At 62.7% G+C, this 18,046-nt stretch carries 16 protein-coding genes and 2 pseudogenes; 14 read left to right on the forward strand and 4 right to left on the reverse strand.

The features are described 5' to 3' along the window. Positions 1 to 58 precede the first annotated feature (58 nt). The gene (locus tag N436_RS09615; protein WP_110740873.1) at positions 59 to 4,816 is read left to right on the forward strand and encodes a dermonecrotic toxin domain-containing protein; all 4,758 of its coding nucleotides are present in this window, start codon (positions 59 to 61) and stop codon (positions 4,814 to 4,816) included. Between the two features lie 29 nt (positions 4,817 to 4,845). Here the strand turns inward: N436_RS09615 and N436_RS09620 are convergent, their stop codons facing one another. Continuing rightward, a complete protein-coding gene (locus N436_RS09620; protein WP_016712430.1) occupies positions 4,846 to 5,121 on the reverse strand; it encodes a polyhydroxyalkanoic acid system family protein in 276 nt (91 codons plus the stop codon). 124 nt (positions 5,122 to 5,245) lie between these two features. Here N436_RS09620 and ubiE point away from each other — a divergent pair, with 124 nt between their 5' ends. The 13 genes and pseudogenes from ubiE to N436_RS28930 all read left to right on the forward strand — a co-directional run bounded on the left by ubiE (position 5,246) and on the right by N436_RS28930 (position 15,331). Continuing rightward, positions 5,246 to 6,016: a bifunctional demethylmenaquinone methyltransferase/2-methoxy-6-polyprenyl-1,4-benzoquinol methylase UbiE gene (gene ubiE, locus N436_RS09625; RefSeq protein ID WP_016712431.1), complete on the forward strand. Its 771-nt coding sequence runs from the start codon at positions 5,246 to 5,248 to the stop codon at positions 6,014 to 6,016. Next, on the forward strand, positions 6,016 to 6,639 hold the full coding sequence (locus tag N436_RS09630; protein ID WP_028698463.1) for an SCP2 domain-containing protein: 624 nt from the start codon (positions 6,016 to 6,018) through the stop codon (positions 6,637 to 6,639). The genes ubiE and N436_RS09630 overlap by 1 nt, the downstream gene beginning before the upstream one ends. Continuing rightward, positions 6,636 to 8,255 (forward strand): ubiquinone biosynthesis regulatory protein kinase UbiB, encoded by a 1,620-nt coding sequence (ubiB, locus tag N436_RS09635; RefSeq protein ID WP_110740874.1) that lies wholly within the window; start codon positions 6,636 to 6,638, stop codon positions 8,253 to 8,255. Before N436_RS09630 ends, ubiB begins: the two co-directional genes overlap by 4 nt. Positions 8,256 to 8,327: 72 nt before the next feature. Continuing rightward, positions 8,328 to 8,720, forward strand: coding sequence for a phosphoribosyl-AMP cyclohydrolase (gene hisI / locus N436_RS09640; RefSeq protein ID WP_003249284.1), 393 nt, complete (start codon positions 8,328 to 8,330; stop codon positions 8,718 to 8,720). A gap of 1 nt (position 8,721) precedes the next feature. Then, positions 8,722 to 9,057 (forward strand): phosphoribosyl-ATP diphosphatase, encoded by a 336-nt coding sequence (locus N436_RS09645; RefSeq protein WP_013974545.1) that lies wholly within the window; start codon positions 8,722 to 8,724, stop codon positions 9,055 to 9,057. 25 nt (positions 9,058 to 9,082) lie between these two features. Beyond that, complete coding sequence (locus N436_RS09650) at positions 9,083 to 9,355, forward strand: twin-arginine translocase TatA/TatE family subunit (protein WP_105946391.1); 273 nt, start codon at positions 9,083 to 9,085, stop codon at positions 9,353 to 9,355. Positions 9,356 to 9,358: 3 nt separating this feature from the next. Next, complete coding sequence (gene tatB, locus N436_RS09655) at positions 9,359 to 9,736, forward strand: Sec-independent protein translocase protein TatB (RefSeq protein WP_060500613.1); 378 nt, start codon at positions 9,359 to 9,361, stop codon at positions 9,734 to 9,736. After that, a complete protein-coding gene (tatC, locus tag N436_RS09660) occupies positions 9,733 to 10,521 on the forward strand; it encodes a twin-arginine translocase subunit TatC (protein WP_016712436.1) in 789 nt (262 codons plus the stop codon). The genes tatB and tatC overlap by 4 nt, the downstream gene beginning before the upstream one ends. Then, positions 10,518 to 11,225, forward strand: a complete 708-nt coding sequence (locus tag N436_RS09665) for a 16S rRNA (uracil(1498)-N(3))-methyltransferase (RefSeq protein WP_105946392.1) — start codon at positions 10,518 to 10,520, stop codon at positions 11,223 to 11,225. Before tatC ends, N436_RS09665 begins: the two co-directional genes overlap by 4 nt. A 217-nt stretch (positions 11,226 to 11,442) precedes the next feature. Next, positions 11,443 to 12,387, forward strand: a pseudogene (locus N436_RS28915) (methyl-accepting chemotaxis protein); the annotation flags it as partial. 141 nt (positions 12,388 to 12,528) lie between these two features. Next, positions 12,529 to 13,242, forward strand: coding sequence for a methyl-accepting chemotaxis protein (locus tag N436_RS28920; protein ID WP_371257697.1), 714 nt, complete (start codon positions 12,529 to 12,531; stop codon positions 13,240 to 13,242). A gap of 148 nt (positions 13,243 to 13,390) precedes the next feature. After that, positions 13,391 to 14,476 (forward strand): annotated as a pseudogene (locus tag N436_RS28925) (methyl-accepting chemotaxis protein); the annotation flags it as partial. Next, positions 14,468 to 15,331, forward strand: coding sequence for a methyl-accepting chemotaxis protein (locus tag N436_RS28930; RefSeq protein ID WP_371920899.1), 864 nt, complete (start codon positions 14,468 to 14,470; stop codon positions 15,329 to 15,331). The pseudogene N436_RS28925 and the gene N436_RS28930, both read left to right, overlap by 9 nt. Positions 15,332 to 15,447: 116 nt before the next feature. On the opposite strand, the gene N436_RS09680 is transcribed toward N436_RS28930, so the two are convergent. From N436_RS09680 to N436_RS09690, 3 genes are all read right to left on the reverse strand, one after another. Further along, complete coding sequence (locus N436_RS09680) at positions 15,448 to 16,182, reverse strand: amino acid ABC transporter ATP-binding protein (protein WP_025752329.1); 735 nt, start codon at positions 16,180 to 16,182, stop codon at positions 15,448 to 15,450. After that, on the reverse strand, positions 16,175 to 17,137 hold the full coding sequence (locus N436_RS09685; protein ID WP_105946395.1) for an amino acid ABC transporter permease: 963 nt from the start codon (positions 17,135 to 17,137) through the stop codon (positions 16,175 to 16,177). The genes N436_RS09680 and N436_RS09685 overlap by 8 nt, the downstream gene beginning before the upstream one ends. A gap of 79 nt (positions 17,138 to 17,216) precedes the next feature. Beyond that, the gene (locus tag N436_RS09690) at positions 17,217 to 18,014 is read right to left on the reverse strand and encodes a transporter substrate-binding domain-containing protein (protein WP_025752328.1); all 798 of its coding nucleotides are present in this window, start codon (positions 18,012 to 18,014) and stop codon (positions 17,217 to 17,219) included. Positions 18,015 to 18,046 lie beyond the last annotated feature (32 nt).

Below are 18,046 nucleotides of genomic sequence, written 5' to 3' on the forward strand. Positions count from 1 at the left end.
TTCGACACAGTCATTCACCCTAGCGTTCAGGCACTGCCACCCACGGAGCCCGAACAAAATGCCTGAAACGTTTGACACGCAAACCATCACCTTCAAGCAACTGGTTGCCAGCCGCTTCGCCAAGCGCCCCACCCTGCGCGGAGTCATCGGCAAAGTCGGCTTCGCGGTACTTGCCGACCGCTACCCGTGGATTACCCGCAATCACCCACAATTGAACTCACTTGGCGCTTTCACCCTGATGCATGGCGAAGGCAAGGAGCCTGGGCAGGTTGCCCTTGTGGACACCTTGCTGGAACACTTCCTGACGGGGGGCAGCCTGGCGTTCACCGACACCGACATGCTCAGCATTGTGCCGCCTGCACCCTTTCGCCCGCAGGAACAAGGTGCAGACCCGAGCACACAACCCGAAATCAACCTGAGCATGCAGAAGCTGAACGAGGTCTTCGATGAAGTGTTGGCCTCACTCCCCCAAGCCTTCCAGCATGCACAGATTGGCTTCTGGGCTGCGAGCGATGCCACATCGGCATTCTCACCTCTGCACTGGCTGGCACAAACCCTGAAAGCAGCCTTGCTCGGTGGTGTGGAACAGCAAGGCTTGGCCGCCCCGGAAAGAAACACGCTGTACGGCCTGATCAATGGCAGTGAACAAGGGCTGGTAGTCAACGGCCTGCAGGTTACCCTGGATGACCACCCGCCCCAGACGCTACCCGACCTGCTGATCACCGGTACCTCTGGGCGCGTGCTGTGGTGCAAGCCCTGCGGCGCAGTGCGCAGCCATGAAGGGCTGGCGGCCTTCGCCGAAGCCCTTCGCGATGAGCTGGCACAGCGCTACCCATTCAGTGCCTTGCGCTGGGCACGGCAGCCGCTGGATACCGACCCGTTCCACTACCAGGCCATGGCATTGCTGAACGGCATTCTCGACAGGATCGGCCGCCTGCAGTTGTCGGCGCTTACCTGCGTTCATGACCTTGAAGCAGCCTTCAGCGCCTTGAGCGACCCCTCTGTCAACTTCCTCGATCTGCCCCTGTCGAACACTGCGCAACCGCTCATCAGCCTGCCGGCCTGGCTCACCCAGGCCGACACCACCGGGCGCATGCTGTACGGTGGTGCACTGTTAGAGCTTGCAGCCAGCCACGCGCAAGCCCAAGGCAAGACATCGTTCGAAGCGATAGCGCCTTTGGACCGTTATGCCGCCGACCTGCTACGCAAGCAGATGCGCCTGGATCACCCGGGCAAAGCGCCCCATGACCCGGACCAACTGCTTGTAGAGATCTCTGTGGTGGTACCGTTGTCATCCTCAGGGCCTGCGCAACTGCAGTACCTGAAAAGCATGACGCTGACCGAACTGGCCATTTCACGCTTGCACACGGATGCAAACGAAGTGGCATCCGGCCTTGCCGACACCCACGCACGCCCCCTCGACAGCTGGCTGAACCTTGACTACGTCAATGCACTGATCTCTAAGGTGGACGTTGGTGGCCAATACCCGGTCTATGTCACAGACCAGCTGAAAGACACCACGCTCAAGGCCACACGCATTCAGTGTCACGCCACACAATGGCGCAACACCCTGCGGTTTGCCGCACTCGAAGCCAGACTAAAAGGACAACTGCGTGCGCACACCTGCCAGGCCATCGTCGATTTCTGCCGTGCCACCGCCACACAGGCTGCTTCCCTGACGGTTGCGCCACTGGCATTCCTGCCGGCGCCAGGTGCCGCCAAGGGTGATCGCGTACATGGCATGTTCCTGATCAACATTCATGCAAGCCAGGTTTGGGCCTTGTACCGTCCGTTGTTCGCGCAAGACACCTTGATCGAGTTTGCCAGCCTGGACAGCCTGATGGCGCGAATTCGGACAGATCAGGCCTTGCAGCAAAGCCTGCTTGCCTGGATGGACGATGACGCCCGGGTCATTTACCAACAGGGTGGATTCGAGCGCCCACACCTGCACCCCGGCCTTTCTGCACTGGCGCACCTGCTAGGCACGGAGTCGGCGTTGGTCGATGCCATTCTGGAACGTTTGAAAGTACCGGTCAGCGCGTGGCACAAGCCCTGGTCGGAAGACTTGGACAGCCACCTCTACGAAGCCCGCATCCAGGCATTGCTACTGTTGGCATCCCGGCAGAGTACTTCCAACGCCCAGCAACGCTGGGCGTTGATCGTGCAGCTGGCCTGGGTGGTGTTCAACACGGTCACCCCGCTGGTGCGTGGCCCGGCGGCAACGCTGGCCTGGCTGGTGGCCGCCCTGGCCACACTCAAGGATGACCTGCCAGCGCTTTACCAAGGCAGCCCGCAAGAGCAAGCCATGGCCGCTGCGGACCTGTTGAGCAACCTGGCCATGCTACTGATGCACACGTCATCAGGCCAATCGACAAGTGCCGTCGCCACAACTGCTACGCCAGCACTGGCCCTTGAGGGCCTTGCCACCAGAGCCCCATTCACGTCAGTAACGGTCGAACCACCCACGGCTACGGACTGGGTTGCGCACGAACAGTCACCAGACCCAAGCCACATCCACGTGGAAAGCTGGCGGAACAGCCAACGTGTGGGGAACCTGCCCGCTGAAGCACGTCAGCGCCTGGCTGAGCTGCGGGCATCCGTTTCCCTGCAAGGCCATGCTGCCGAAACACACGGCCGCCTGCGTGGGCTGTACAAGGTTGGGGAGCAGCTGTATGTGAAGCTTCAAGACGTCGCCTACGAGGTGCACGAGACCTGGGGGGGCGTACAGATCATCGGCCCGGAAACCCACCAAGGTGAATGGCAATCGTATTGGGGAGGTGCACCGGATGGCTATTACATCGTCGGACGAGAGCGCAGCAAAGGCCCCTGGCTGACACGCTGGAACGAAGAGTGGGTGCTGGACCTGAGCCTCGCAGGCGGCATGCCAAAGACCCGCGAGGCCATCACCGCGCAGAATCGCCAGCAGTTCGAAGCCCTGCAAACCGATACTCAAGCGAACCAGGCAGCGCTGAACAAACTTGAACCACTGATGGAGCGCAATCGGGAACAGCTTGAAGCCTTTGACGACAAGGCAGCCGCCTTCACCCTGGCGTTCAATGCACTGCCCAACCCCGACGTCAGCACGCTGCCAGAGGCGCTTGCACAACAGCGCATGGAACTGCTGAGGCTACGCAACGTGCATATGTCCGACATCACCGCAGCCGCCCTGTACCTGGAGAAGCAAACCACCCTGCTGCACGCCAACGTCGACATCTTCCGGAAAATGCTCGAACCCCGCTTCCTCAAGTACGACCGCTCCGCAGCGACACCGCGCAGGCTCAGTAACTGGACCGAAACGGCGATCGACACCGATATGCTCCTGCTCAGGCGCCTGCTCGAACTGATCGACCACGAAAAGCTTCAGGAGCAGTCCATGGGTTTGCGCTGGTTGCCCGACAACGAGGAGCAAAAGCAACGCCACAGTGTGTTCCGCGAATCAACCCGGTACTCGCTGAAGGTCAGTCGACGCCTGCTCAAGGTCAGTGAACGGCTGGACAGCACACTCCCCTTGGCGCTGAGCGACGCTCGGGTCGACTATCCCGACAAAAATGCCAAGATCGAACGCACCATCAAACTGCGCCCCTACTCCTCACTGATCGTCCGTGCGCAGATCATCAGCGACCTGGCCTACCTGACGCTGGACAAAACCCTGCTGACCGCCGAGGCCGCTGCCGAACTATTGCCGCTGCAGGTTGGCCTCAGCAACAAGGACTTGTCGGCATCCCTGTGGAACCATGATGGCCTGGCATCAACCAACCTGCCTGCCGACCAGCAGGTCGAAGTGCTGAACAACGTATTGCGCGACTATCGTGCAGCCCTCGGCAAGGCTCAGTACCTTCAGTCGTTTACAGAACCCGCGCTGGACACGCAGATACTCGATGAATACATCAATGAAATGACCGGCCTGGAGCGCATGGCGGAAAACGAGCTGAGCTGCGCACTGGCCAATGTCGAGCGTGGCACACTACCGGCTCCGCGCTCCGTGGCCCACCGTACCAGGCCTGGCAAACAGACGTTGATCCGCACTTCACGTGGGCGCCCGGTACTCGTCGAGCAGGACCCACAAGGGGAGCGTGCAGTGCAGCACAACCCGGCGACCCAACAGCCAGCAGGCACTTATGAACGTCGAGAGGGTGAGTGGCATGAAGTGGTAGGCAACAAGGCGACGCCCTCGCAAGACACCGCACAGCTGCGCCGCCGTGCACAAAGCCTGCTGACACAGAAGGATGCCCGGATCGCATCGGCGGCACGCTACGCGCACGAACCGAACAGCCTGGCAGATCTGCTGGACTGGCAGGTCGAGGACATGCGCGAGGTGGAGCAGCAACTGAGCACCGCACATGACCAACCCAGCACGACATTGAGCGCGCGACTGCGCGATGCCATCGCCGCAGTATCCACGGAAAAACAACGCCTGCTGACAAATGCCTACCTGGGCACCCGTCACCCGGACAGCAGCGCGCTACGTTACCTGCACCAGCAAAAACGGCTTCAGATCACCCTGACCCAGTCTCGCAAAGCGCTTCGCAACGCCAACGATTACCTCGACGTTTACCAGATCAAGGACGTGCAGGCGCCGAAAAATGTGCTGTGGGAGGCTCACTTTCACTACCGCAGCGCCGATGCAGCGCCCAAAACCTTCGCCAAAGGCCACCTGAAGCTCTGGGAACCACGCTTGCCAGGCGATGCCAGGCTTGGCAAAGAGCGTGAGGCCCAGCTGGAGAAGGCCAATACAGCGGCCGAACGCATCGAGATCTATCGCGGTGACCTGCGCCTGGAGCAAGTCGAAGGCATCATTCCCTTCCCGGCTACCTGACAACCCTGATCAACGGGCCTGCCCTGGCATCACGCCAGGGCTTTGTCCAGCGCCCGCTCGATCTCGCCCTTGATGGTGCCGCTCATCATCGACAGCATCATGCCCAGCTTCAGCTCCACACGGATGCTGTCCTCACCGATGTGCACGCTGCCGTTGGCGCCGCTGCGCGCCACATCGACCCGGTCACCGTTCCAGGTGGCCTTCAGGTCGTATTCGCGGCTGAGCTTGTCGACCAGAGCTTCGGCCTTGGCACGGGCGGCATCGCGGCCGAGGGAGTGTTTGCGTTCGACGCTGATCTGGGTCATGCGGGTGTTCCTGAAGATGTAGACATAATCGGCATTATGCCCGCCCCTGCCCACTGGCACACCCCGCCAAGACAAATCCGCCCGTTCGCCCTAGAATGGCGGTAATTTTTTCCGGTGAAGCGATATGAACGACCAGCGCAAAGGCGAACACGCCGAACCCACCACCCATTTCGGCTACCAGGACGTCCCTGAAAGCCAGAAGGCGAAGAAAGTCGCCGAAGTGTTCCACTCGGTGGCCGCCAAGTACGACCTGATGAACGACGTGCTGTCCGGCGGCATGCACCGCCTGTGGAAGCGCTTTACCATCGAGCTGTCGGGCGTGCGCAGCGGCAACCGCGTGCTGGATATCGCCGGCGGTACCGGCGACCTGGCCGCCAAGTTCTCGCGCCTTGTAGGCCCGACCGGCCAGGTGGTGCTGGCCGACATCAACGATTCGATGCTCAAGGTCGGCCGTGACCGCCTGCTCGACCGTGGCGTGGCCGGCAACATCGAGTTCGTCCAGGCCGACGCTGAAAAGCTGCCGTTCCCGGACAACCACTTCGACTGCGTGACCATCGCCTTCGGCCTGCGCAACGTCACCCACAAGGACGAAGCCATCCGTTCGATGCTGCGCGTGCTCAAGCCGGGCGGCCGCCTGTTGATCCTGGAGTTCTCCAAGCCGACCAACAAGCTGATGTCCAAGGCCTACGACGCCTACTCGTTCGCCTTCATGCCACTGGCCGGCAAGCTGATCACCAACGACTCGGAAAGCTACCGTTACCTGGCCGAATCGATCCGCATGCACCCGGACCAGGAAACCCTGAAGAGCATGATGGTCGAGGCCGGTTTCGACCGCGTCACCTACCACAACATGACCAGCGGCATCGTTGCCGTGCACCGGGGGATCAAACCCTGATGCTGCTGGCCGGGCTGCTCGCCAGCGTCGAACATGGCCTGAACCGCATCCTGCGCATGGACAGCACGGCCCTGCCGCGCCTGGCCGCGCTGGAAGGCAAGGTCATCGAGATCGACTGCCGCCAACCGGCCCTGCAGGTGTTCATCCTGCCCGATGAAGAAGGCCTGATGCTCGCCGCGCACTGGCAGGGCGAGGTCGACTGCAGCCTGCGCGCCCCGGCTGGCAGCCTGGCGCAACTGGCCCTGGCCAAGGACAAGACCGCCGTGCTGCACAGCCCGCAGGTTGAGCTGCATGGCGACAGCGCCGTACTGCTGGACCTGTTCGGCGTGCTGCAAGACCTTGAGCTGGACTGGGAGCACGAGCTGCAACGCTGGCTTGGCCCGGTCGCCACGGCCATGCTGGCCGGCCATATCCGCTTGCGTGCACGCTGGACTCGCCAGGGCCTGGCGCGCTTCAGCCAGAACCTGTCCGAGTACCTGGCCGAAGAGTCCCGCACCCTGGTGGGCAAACGCGAAGCCGAAGCCGCCTTCAGCGAACTCGATGCCCTGAAGCTCGACACAGAACGCCTTGAGGCCCGCCTCAAGCGCCTCTCCCGATCCCTTGATACCAGCGATAACGCATGAAGCTGCTCGCCGTCCGCCGTCTTTTTCGCATCCAGCGTGTGGTGATCCGCTACCGTCTCGATGACCTGCTGTTCGACCTGCCGCTGCCCTGGTGGCTGATGAGCCTGCGCCTGCTGATGCCGTGGCGCTGGCTGCCGCGCAAGCCGTCCGAACTGAGCCGTGGCGCACGCCTGCGCCTGGCGCTGCAGGACCTGGGGCCGATCTTCATCAAGTTCGGCCAGTTGCTGTCCACCCGTCGCGACCTGCTGCCCAACGACATCGCCGATGAGCTGATGCTGCTGCAGGACCGTGTGCCGCCGTTCGACCCCAAACAGGCCGTGGCCTTGATCGAGGCACAGCTGGGCGCCCCGGTGGCGCAGCTGTTCAGCCGCTTCGACGTGGAACCACTGGCCTCGGCCTCGGTGGCCCAGGTGCATGCTGCACGTCTCAAAACCGGCGAAGAAGTGGTGGTCAAGGTCGTGCGCCCGGGCCTGAAGCCAGTCATTGCCCAGGACCTGGCCTGGCTGTTCCTGATCGCCAAGGCCGCCGAACGCGCCTCGGCCGATGCCCGCCGCCTGCACCCGGTGGAAATCGTTGGCGACTACGAAAAAACCATTTACGACGAGCTCGACCTGCTGCGCGAAGCGGCCAACGCCAGCCAGCTGCGGCGCAATTTCGAAGGCTCCGAGCTGATGTACGTGCCCCAGGTGTACTGGGACCTGTGCCGCCCCAAGGTACTGGTGATGGAGCGTATCTACGGCGTGCCGGTGACCGACATGGCCACCCTGGCCGACCAGCGCACCGACATGAAACTGCTGGCCGAGCGTGGCGTGGAAGTGTTCTTCACCCAGGTGTTCCGCGACAGCTTCTTCCATGCCGACATGCACCCCGGCAACATCTTCGTCAGCACGGTCAAGCCGTGGAGCCCGCAGTACATCGCCATCGACTGCGGCATTGTCGGCAGCCTTACCGCCGAGGACCAGGACTACCTGGCGCGCAACCTGATTGCCTTCTTCAAGCGTGACTACCGCCGTGTCGCCCAGTTGCACATCGACTCGGGCTGGGTACCGGCGCACACCAAGGTCAACGAATTCGAAGCGGCGATCCGCACCGTCTGCGAGCCGATCTTCGAAAAACCGTTAAAGGATATTTCCTTCGGCCAGGTGCTGATGCGCCTGTTCCAGACAGCACGGCGCTTCAACATGGAAGTGCAGCCCCAGTTGGTGCTGCTGCAAAAGACCCTGCTCAACATCGAAGGCCTGGGCCGCCAGCTGTACCCCGATCTGGACCTGTGGAGCACCGCCAAGCCATTCCTCGAACGCTGGATGCGCGACCGCTACAGCCCCAAGGCCGTGTTCGGCAACATCCACAGCCAGGTCGAGCAACTGCCGCACCTGGCCGACATGGCCCGCGACCTGCTCGAACGCCTGTCACAGCCGCACCTGCAAGATCCGCAACTGCCGGAACGGCGCCGCCAGGGCGACCGCTGGGCACTGCGCCTGCTGGGCGCCGGCCTGCTCGGTGGAGGTGCGGTACTGGCCGCTGGCGCCGCCGAAGCCGCCAGCCTGGCCGCCCCGGCCGCGTGGCCGGCCTGGCTGATGCTGGCCGCAGGCCTTTACCTGATCGTACGCCAATAGCCAGCCGCGCCCGTGGCTGGCACACTAGCGCAAAGGGCCCGGTACAGGAGCGGGCCCGTTTTGGAGTCGACGATGAAAGACTGGCTGGACGAGATCAAGTGGAACAGCGATGGCCTGGTACCGGCAATCGCCCAGGACCACAAGACCGGACGCGTGCTGATGATGGCCTGGATGAACCGCGAATCGCTGGCGCTTACCGCCGCCGAGCAACGCGCCATCTACTGGTCGCGTTCGCGTGGCAAGCTGTGGCGCAAGGGCGAGGAATCCGGGCATGTGCAAAAGCTGCATGAGCTGCGCCTGGACTGCGACGCCGACGTGATCATCCTGATGGTCGAGCAACTGGGCCATATCGCCTGCCATACCGGCCGTGAAAGCTGCTTCTACCGCGTGTACGAAGACGGCCAGTGGAAAATCGTCGACCCGGTCCTGAAGGACCCGGATGCCATCTACAGCGCAGGACACTGACATGAGCGACACCCTCAACCGCCTGGCCGAAGTGCTTGAAGAACGCAAGCAAGCGGCGCCTGACAGCTCCTACGTGGCCAGCCTGTACCACAAGGGCCTGAACAAGATCCTCGAAAAGCTCGGCGAAGAATCGGTCGAGACCATCATCGCGGCCAAAGATGCCGCCGTGAGCAAGGATTACAGCGATGTCATCTACGAAACCGCCGACCTGTGGTTTCATAGCCTGGTGATGCTCAGCGCGCTGGGACAGCATCCACAAGCCGTGCTCGATGAGCTGGAGCGCCGTTTCGGGCTGTCCGGGCACGATGAAAAGGCCGCGCGACAGCCTTCGGCTTGAGCACAACGCATTCTAGGAGAGCACCATGGGTATTTTTGACTGGAAACACTGGATCGTCCTGCTGGTCGTCGTGGTCCTGGTGTTCGGCACCAAAAAGCTGAAAAACTTCGGCAGTGACCTGGGCGAGTCGATCAAGGGCTTCCGCAAGGCCATGAACGACGAAGAGAACAAGCCGGCCGAGCAAACCCCGCCGCCTGCCCAACCTGTTCCGCCGGTGCAGAACACTGCGCAGCAGAGCCAAGGCCACACCATCGAAGGCCAGGCCCAGCCGGTCCAAGAGCCACAGCGGAAAGACTGACCCATGTTCGGCATCAGTTTCAGCGAGCTGCTGCTCGTCGGCCTGGTCGCTCTGCTGGTGCTCGGCCCCGAGCGCCTGCCGGGTGCCGCGCGCACGGCAGGCCTGTGGATCGGCCGGCTCAAGCGCAGCTTCAACAGCATCAAGATGGAAGTGGAGCGCGAAATCGGCGCCGACGACATCCGCCGCCAGCTGCACAACGAGCACATCCTGCAGATGGAAGAGGAAGCCAAGCGCATCCTCAACCCGATGACGCCACCCGCACAGCCGCCGGTAACCACGGCCAGCGTGCAGCCACCTGCCGGGCTGGAAGCCAGGCCGGTCGAGCCGCCTGCCGCCCCGGCCACGCCTTCTGAACCGCCTCAACCGCCGCGAGCCCCATGAGCGAGATCCCGGAACACGACCAGCCGATGCCGCTGGTTTCGCACCTGACCGAACTGCGCACCCGCCTGCTGCGGTGCGTTGCCGTCATTTTCCTGATCTTTGCCGGGCTATTCTCCTTCGCCCAGCAGATCTACACACTGGTCTCGGCGCCGCTGCGCGAGCACTTGCCGGCCAATGCAACGATGATCGCCACCGACGTGGCCTCGCCGTTCCTCACGCCGTTCAAGCTGACCATGATCGTGTCGCTGTTCCTGGCGATTCCGTTCATCTTGCAGCAGATCTGGGGCTTTATCGCACCCGGGCTGTACCGCCATGAAAAGCGCATCGCCATTCCGCTGCTGGTGTCGAGCATCTTCCTGTTCTATGCCGGCATGGCGTTCGCCTATTTCCTGGTGTTCCCGCTGATCTTCGGCTTCTTCGCCAGCGCCACGCCGGAAGGCGTGTCGATGATGACCGACATCGCCAGCTACCTCGACTTCGTGATGACGCTGTTCTTCGCCTTTGGCGTGGCCTTCGAAATCCCGGTAGCGGTGGTGCTGCTGGTGTGGATCGGCGTGGTCGACGTCAAGTACCTGAAGAAAATCCGCCCCTACGTGATCATCGGCTGCTTCGTGGTCGGCATGGTGCTCACCCCGCCGGATATCTTCTCCCAGACCCTGCTGGCCGTGCCCATGTGGCTGCTGTTCGAGGTGGGTGTGCTGTGCGGCAGCATGATCCGCAAACGCAGCGCCCATGACGAAACCGCCGACGACCATAACGACCAGCCACCTGCGACCCAACCGTGAACCTGCTGCTTCTTGAAGAGGCCGACTTCGTTTCGGCCGACCGCGTCGTTCTTGCTGACCGGCGCTTCACCCACATGCAGGACATCCACCGCGTGGCGGTGGGCGACAACCTGCGCGTGGGGCGTATCAACGGCCTGATGGGCAAGGCCACGGTGCTGCGCCTGGAAAAGCACGAAGCCGAGCTGGAAGTTGCGTTTGACCAGCCCCCACCGGCCAAGCTGCCGCTAACCCTGGTGCTGGCGGTGCCTCGGCCGAAAATGCTACGTCGGCTGTTCCAGACCGTGGCCACCCTGGGCGTGCCACGCCTGATCCTAGTGAACAGCTACAAGGTCGAGAAAAGCTTCTGGCAAACGCCCTTCCTGCAGCCCGAGAGCATTCGCGAAAACCTGATCCTTGGCCTGGAACAGGCGCGCGACACCGTGCTGCCCGAAGTCATCATCGAAAAGCGCTTCAAGCCCTTCGTCGAAGACCGCCTGCCCGCCATCGCGGCTGGCACCCTGGGCCTGGTCGGCCACCCCGGCCCCTACCCCGCCTGCCCCCGTGCCGTGGAGCAAGCCGTTACCCTGGCCATCGGCCCCGAAGGCGGCTGGATCCCCTACGAAGTCGACCTGCTGGGCAACGCCGGGCTGGCGCCGGTGCAACTCGGTGACCGTATCTTGCGGGTCGAGACCGCGGTAACGGCGCTGCTTTCGCGTATTTTCTGACGCAAACGCCGTTTTTTCGCCCATCAAGTTTCCCTCTCCCAGGCCGATGCCTTGGCAATACAACAACTATTTGTACTGCCAAGTCGCCAGGGAGTCGTACATGTATCAATGGTTAGCCCAATCGCTGGGCAATGTGAGCGTCAATCGCAAACTGGGGCTGGGCTTCGGCCTGGTGCTGCTGTTGACCCTGGCTATCACCCTGACCGGCTGGCACGGCATGGACAGCATCATCGACCGTGGCGACAAGCTGGGGAACATCTCGGTCATCCAGCAGTACACCCAGGAACTGCGCATTGCTCGCCAGCACTACGAGCGCCGGCGTGACGATGCCTCGGTGGCAGAACTGGAAAAGGCCTTGGCCAACCTCGACCGCCAGGTACAGCTGATGCTCGGGCTGATCGAGCTTCCCGCCGATCGCCAACGCCTGGAGCAGCAGCGCGAAGCCGTGCGCACCTACCAGCAGGCATTCAACGAGCTGAAGCAGGCCGGCCAGCGCCGCGAAGCCAGCCGTGACGTGCTCGGCGACAGCGCCGACAAGGCAGCGGAACTGATCGGCCGCGTGCAGCGAGGCCTGCAACAAGGTGGCGATATCAACCAGTACCAGCATGCGGTGGATGTGAGCGCCCTGCTGCAGCAGGCACGTTTTCAGGTGCGCGGCTACACCTACAGCGGCAACGCCGACTTCCAGCAAACGGCGTTGAAGGCCATCGACCAGGCACTGGCCGAGTTGCGCGCGCTGCCGTCCAAGGTGCCTGCCGAACATGCCGCCAGCCTGGACGATGCCGCCACAGCCATGGCTGGCTACCGCGATGCGGTCATCCAGTTCGGCAATGCCCAGACCGCCAGCGAGCAAGCCCTGCAACGCATGGCAGAACAAGGCACGGTACTGCTGCAGACCAGCCAGGCGATGACCACGTCTCAAACCGAGGTGCGCGACGCCGCTGCAGCCCAGGCCAAAACCCTGCTCGCGCTTGCCACCGTGCTGGCCCTCGCCTTCGGCCTGGTGGCCGCCTGGGCCATTACCCGGCAGATCATCATCCCGCTGCGCCAGACCCTGCGCGCTGCCGAGCGCGTGGCCAATGGCGACCTGACCCAGAGCCTGCCCGTACAGCGCCGCGACGAACTGGGCCAGTTGCAGGCCAGCATGCAGCGCATGACCCAAGGCCTGCGCGAGTTGATCGGCGGCATTGGCGACGGGGTAACGCAAATCGCCAGCGCCGCCGAACAGCTCTCTGCCGTCACCGAGCAAACCAGCGCCGGGGTCAACAACCAGAAGGTCGAGACGGATCAAGTGGCAACCGCCATGAACCAGATGACCGCCACTGTGCATGAAGTGGCGCGCAACGCCGAGCAGGCCTCGGAAGCCGCCCTGATGGCCGACCAGCAAGCCCGCGAAGGTGACCGTGTGGTGGGCGAGGCCGTGGCACAGATCGAGCGCCTGGCGGGCGAAGTGGTCAACTCCAGCGAAGCGATGAACCAGCTCAAGGCCGAGAGCGACAAGATCGGCAGCGTGCTCGACGTGATCAAGTCGGTGGCTCAACAGACCAACCTGTTGGCCCTGAACGCCGCCATCGAAGCCGCCCGCGCCGGCGAGGCCGGGCGTGGCTTTGCCGTGGTGGCCGACGAAGTGCGCAGCCTGGCCCAGCGCACCCAGCAGTCGACCGAAGAGATCGAAGAGCTGATTGCCGGCCTGCAAAGCGGCACCCAACGGGTGGCCACTGTGATGGACAACAGCCGCCAGCTGACCGACAGCAGCGTCGAGCTGACCCGCCGCGCCGGCAGTTCGCTGGAAACCATCACCCGTACCGTGTCGTCGATTCAGGCGATGAACCAGCAGATTGCCACGGCTGCAGAAGAACAGACGGCCGTGGCCGAAGAGATCAACCGCAGTGTGATGAATGTGCGGGACATTTCCGACCAGACCTCGGCAGCCAGTGAAGAGACGGCCAGCTCCAGCGTGGAACTGGCGCGGCTGGGCACCCACCTGCAGGGGTTGGTGGGGCGGTTCAGGCTCTAAACCGAGGGTCGGAGAACCTTCCTACATACAGCAGTGAAATTTCCTACCTGATTATCAGGTCAAGTCCTACAGCTCCGCTGCCGATTGGCAGAGGTGTCATGCCGGCAATACGCCTGCATGCCCTCCCCCAATCGCACGGAGACTTCCCATGCTCGGCTACCTCAACCGCAAGCTCGGCAACCTCAATGTCGCCGCCAAACTGGCCCTCGGCTTCGCCGTGGTCCTGCTGCTCACCTTGGCCACCACCATCAGCGGCTGGCGTGCTCTGGATGGCGCCATCAACCGCTCGCAACAGCTCAGTGAAATTGGCCAGATCAACGATCTGGTCAAAGACCTGCGTGCCGAGCGCATCACCTTCCGCGTACTCAGCGACGACACCAGCAAGGCACGCATCCAGCAGGCCATCGAGCAACTGGAGCGCATGCTGACCACGTTGCAGCAGCGCAGCAACGTTGACGAGTCCCGTCAGTTGCTCACACAAAAACTGCAATTGCTGCAACAGCTGCGCGAAGACTTCATCGAGCTGCAAAGCACCGTCGCCAGCCGTACGACACTGCGCCAGGCCATGCAAGCGCAAGCGCTCAAACTGGACGATGTCATCGACGACTTGCAGACCCAAGCTTTGCTGACGATGTCTGAGAGTCAACAAGGCAGCGCGCTGGGCCTGATGGAAAGCCTCAGTCGCCATGTCGAAGGCGCCAACCAGCAAAGCCTTGTACCGGCCTACACCTTCTCGCCTGTCGAGGCGTTCGCCAAGGTCGGCGACGATGCACTGGACGCCGCCGACAAGAGCCTTGAGCAACTGCTAAAGGCCCTGGCACCGCTGAGCTTGCCACGATCACTGACCGAGCAGCCCGGCGTCGAGTTGGCCAAATACCGGGCCAGCCTGAATCAGTACCGCCGTGCAGCGGTGCGCGCCGAGCAGCTGCAGGGCAGCATGGAAAAGATGGGCGACGAACTGGGCGTGGCGAGTGTAGAACTGGCCGGGCGCAAAGTTGAACAACGGGACAGCGAAGCCCTGGCCGCCCGCTCGCTGCTCACCAGCGTGGCGCTGCTGGCGCTGGTGCTCGGGGTGATAGCCGCCTGGCTGATTACCCTGCAGATCACGCAGCCACTACGCCAGACACTGGCCGTGGCCGCGCGCATCGCCAAGGGTGACCTTAGCCAGGTTGACACCGTGCAACGCCGCGACGAAATGGGCCAGCTGCAAACCAGCATGCGCAAGATGACCTTGAGCCTGCGCGAGCTGATCGGGGGCATCGACCAGGGTGTCGGTCAGCTGTCGCAGGCTGCCACACAGCTGGCGACCAGCAGCGAGGACACCAAGCTGCGCATCAACCAGCAGCGTGAGGAAACCGACCAGGTGGCCACCGCCATGAACCAGATGAGCGCCACCGTGCAGGAAGTGGCACAGAACGCCGAGCAGGCCTCGCTGGCCGCGACCAACGCCGACCAGCAGGCGCAACTGGGTGACCAGGTGGTAGCCGAAGCCATCGGCCGTATCGAGCAACTGGCCGGACAGATGGACCATTGCCTGACGGCCATGCAGCACCTGGCGGGCGAAAGCCAGCGGATTGGCAGCATCCTCGATGTGATCAAGTCGGTGTCCGAACAGACCAACCTGCTGGCCCTGAACGCGGCGATCGAAGCGGCACGGGCCGGTGAAGCCGGGCGTGGCTTTGCCGTGGTGGCCGACGAGGTACGCGGCCTGGCCCAACGGACCTCGACGGCCACCGAAGAAATCGGCCAGCTGATCGACAGCCTGCACAACGGCACCGACGAAGTGACCCGCCTGCTGGACAACAGCAAGCACCTGACCGAGCAGAGCGTGGAACTGAGCCGCCGCGTCGGGGATGCACTGAGCCAGATCACCGACACGGTGTCGAGCATCCAGGGCATGAACCAGCAGATCGCCACGGCCAGCGAGGAACAGAGCGTGGTGGCCGAGCAGATCAACCGAAGCGTCATCAGTGTGCGGGATGCGTCAGATCAGACCAGTGCGGCCAGTGAGCAGACGGCGGCTTCAAGTGGGGAGCTGGAGCAGTTGGGGCAGCAGTTGCGGGGGATGGTGGGGCGGTTCAGCATTTGAGATGGCCGGGGCTGCTTTGCAGCCCTTTCGCGACACAAGGCCGCTCCCACAAGCGATCGTATTTCCTTGTGGGAGCGGCCTTGTGTCGCGAAAGGGGCGCAAAGCGCCCCCAGCGGTTACAGCACCTGGCGCAGGAAGGCCTGGGCCCTTGGGTCTTTCGGCGCAGCAAAGAAGGCGGCCGGGGCCGAGTCTTCCAGCAGCTTGCCATGGTCAAAGAACAACACCCGGTCGGCCACTTCACGGGCGAAGCCCATTTCGTGGGTGACGCAGACCATGGTCATGCCTTCCTGGGCCAGGGTCTTCATCACGTCCAGCACTTCGCCGACCATTTCCGGGTCAAGCGCCGAAGTGGGCTCGTCGAACAGCATCACTTTCGGGTCCATGGCCAAGGCGCGGGCAATCGCTACCCGCTGCTGCTGGCCACCGGACAGGCGCGACGGGAATTCGTTGGCCTTCTGCGCAATGCCCACTTTTTCCAGCAGCGCACGGGCCTTGGCTTCACGCTCGGCCTTGTTGCGCTTGCGCACCACCTTCTGCGCCAGGCACAGGTTTTCCAGCACGGTCATGTGCGGGAACAGGTTGAAGTGCTGGAACACCATGCCCACTTCGCGGCGGTAGGCGTTGATGTCGGTCTTGGGGTCGGCCAGCTGCAGGCCGTCGATGGCCACATGGCCTTCGTCGAAATGCTCCAGGCCGTTCAGGCAGCGCAGGAAGGTCGACTTGCCCGAACCCGATGGGCCGAGCACCACCACCACTTCGCCCTTGGCGACCTGGGTGGTGACGTTATCCACAGCCCGTACCACCTGGCCACGGGTGTCGAAGACTTTCAGCAGGTCACGGACTTCAATCACTTTGCGCAAGCCTCCGCTCAAGCCGGCTGGCAATGTGCGACAGCGGCAGGTTGATCAGCAGGTACAGGCCTGCCACGCAGAACCAGATCTCGAACGTCGAGAACGAGGTGGTGATGGCCTCACGGCCGCTCTTGGTCAGTTCGGTAATGGCAATTACCGACACCAGCGAGGTGTCTTTGACCAGGCTGATGAACTGGCCGGCCAGCGGCGGCAGCACGCGTTTGAACGCCTGCGGCAAGATGACATGCCGCATCGACTGGCCCGCGTTCAGGCCCAGCGAGCGGGCCGCTTCGTTCTGGCCCTTGGCAATGGACTGCACCCCGGCACGGACGATTTCGGCCACATAGGCGCCGGTGAACAGCGCCAGCGCCGCCACCCCGGCAAACTCGCGGGAGAGGTTGAGCACGGTGCCGATAAAGAAGTAGAAGATGAAGATCTGTACCAGCAGCGGCGTGCCGCGCACCAGTTCGACATAAACGGTCGACAGGTCACGCAGGGTCGGGTTGTTCGACAACCGGCACAAGCCGGCGAACAGGCCGATCACCAGGCCAAGCGCCCCGGACACCACCGAAATCCACAAGGTGGTCCACAGGCCCCAGGCCAGCGGGCCCGCTGCCCAATGGCGGGTTACGCCTATCGCGTCGCCTTCGGCAACATCGTCGCCACGGCTTAGTTGCAGGCTGTCCTTGGCCACATCAAGTACTTGTTCGGCGCCGCTTTCATCTTTCAGCGTGACGCGGGCGTTATCGCCGGAGATGACGATGTCCTGCACAGTGCCGTAATTGGCAGCGCGCTGTGTTTCCTCGGCCTTGTAGGCGAAGTATTGCGGTACGCGGTTCCAGCGCCACTCGTAGGAAATCATCGAGGTGGCCATATACAGGCTGAACGCCAGGCCCACCAGAACCAGGGCCGTCAGCCCATGCCAGGGCCACTGGGCTTTCTTGTGTTTGATCACGTGGGGTACTTCCGTAAATGCGAACGCGCAGGGTTTGCCTGCGCGTCGGGGTCATAAAGCCGGGCTTGTGGCCTGGGCCTTATTCCATTTCCTTCAGCCAGTCCTTGTTCTTGAACCACTTGTCGTGAATACGATCGTAGGTCCCGTCATGCTTGATCTGGTGCAGGAAGTTGTTGATGAAGTTGATGCTGTCGTAGTCGCCTTTCTTCAGGCCGAAGGCCAGCGGCTCGTAGGTGAAGGGTTCTTCGAGGAACAGCAGCTTGCCAGCGCCGGCCTTCTCAACGGCCACCACGTTGTACGGTGCGTCGTAGACAAAGGCGTCAGCCTTGCCGTTGACCACGTCCATCACCGCTTCCTGCTCGTTGTCGTAGCCGTGGTACTTGGCTTTGCCGATCAGCTTCTTGGAAACCATCTCTCCGGTGGTGCCGAGCTTGGACGTGAGGCGGTACTTCTCGTTGTTCAGGTCCTTGTACGACTTGATCTCGCCAGCCAGTTCCTTGCGGATCAGCAGGGTCTGGCCCACCACGATGAAGGGTTCGCTGAAGTTCAGGCGCAGGTTGCGTTCCTGGGTCAGGGTCATGCCGCTGCCGATCATGTCGAACTTGTCGGTCAGCAGGGCCGGGATGATGCCGTCATAGGCGGTGGATACAGCTTCGAACTTGACGCCCATGGACTTGGCCATGGCTTTGAGGATATCGACCTCGAAACCGATGATTTCGCCACGCTTGTTGGTCATCTGGAACGGCATGTAGGTCGGGTCCATGCCCACCCGCAGGGTGCCGCGCTTGACTGCATCATCGATGGCGCCGGCCTGGGCCGCTGTCACGGCGACCAGGGCGGTAACACCGACCAGCAGTCGCGAAAGGTATTTCTTGATCATCACCAAGTCCCCTAGCAAGAAAAGTAGCG

This window comes from Pseudomonas sp. RV120224-01b (assembly GCF_003208145.1).
GTDB lineage: Bacteria > Pseudomonadota > Gammaproteobacteria > Pseudomonadales > Pseudomonadaceae > Aquipseudomonas > Aquipseudomonas monteilii.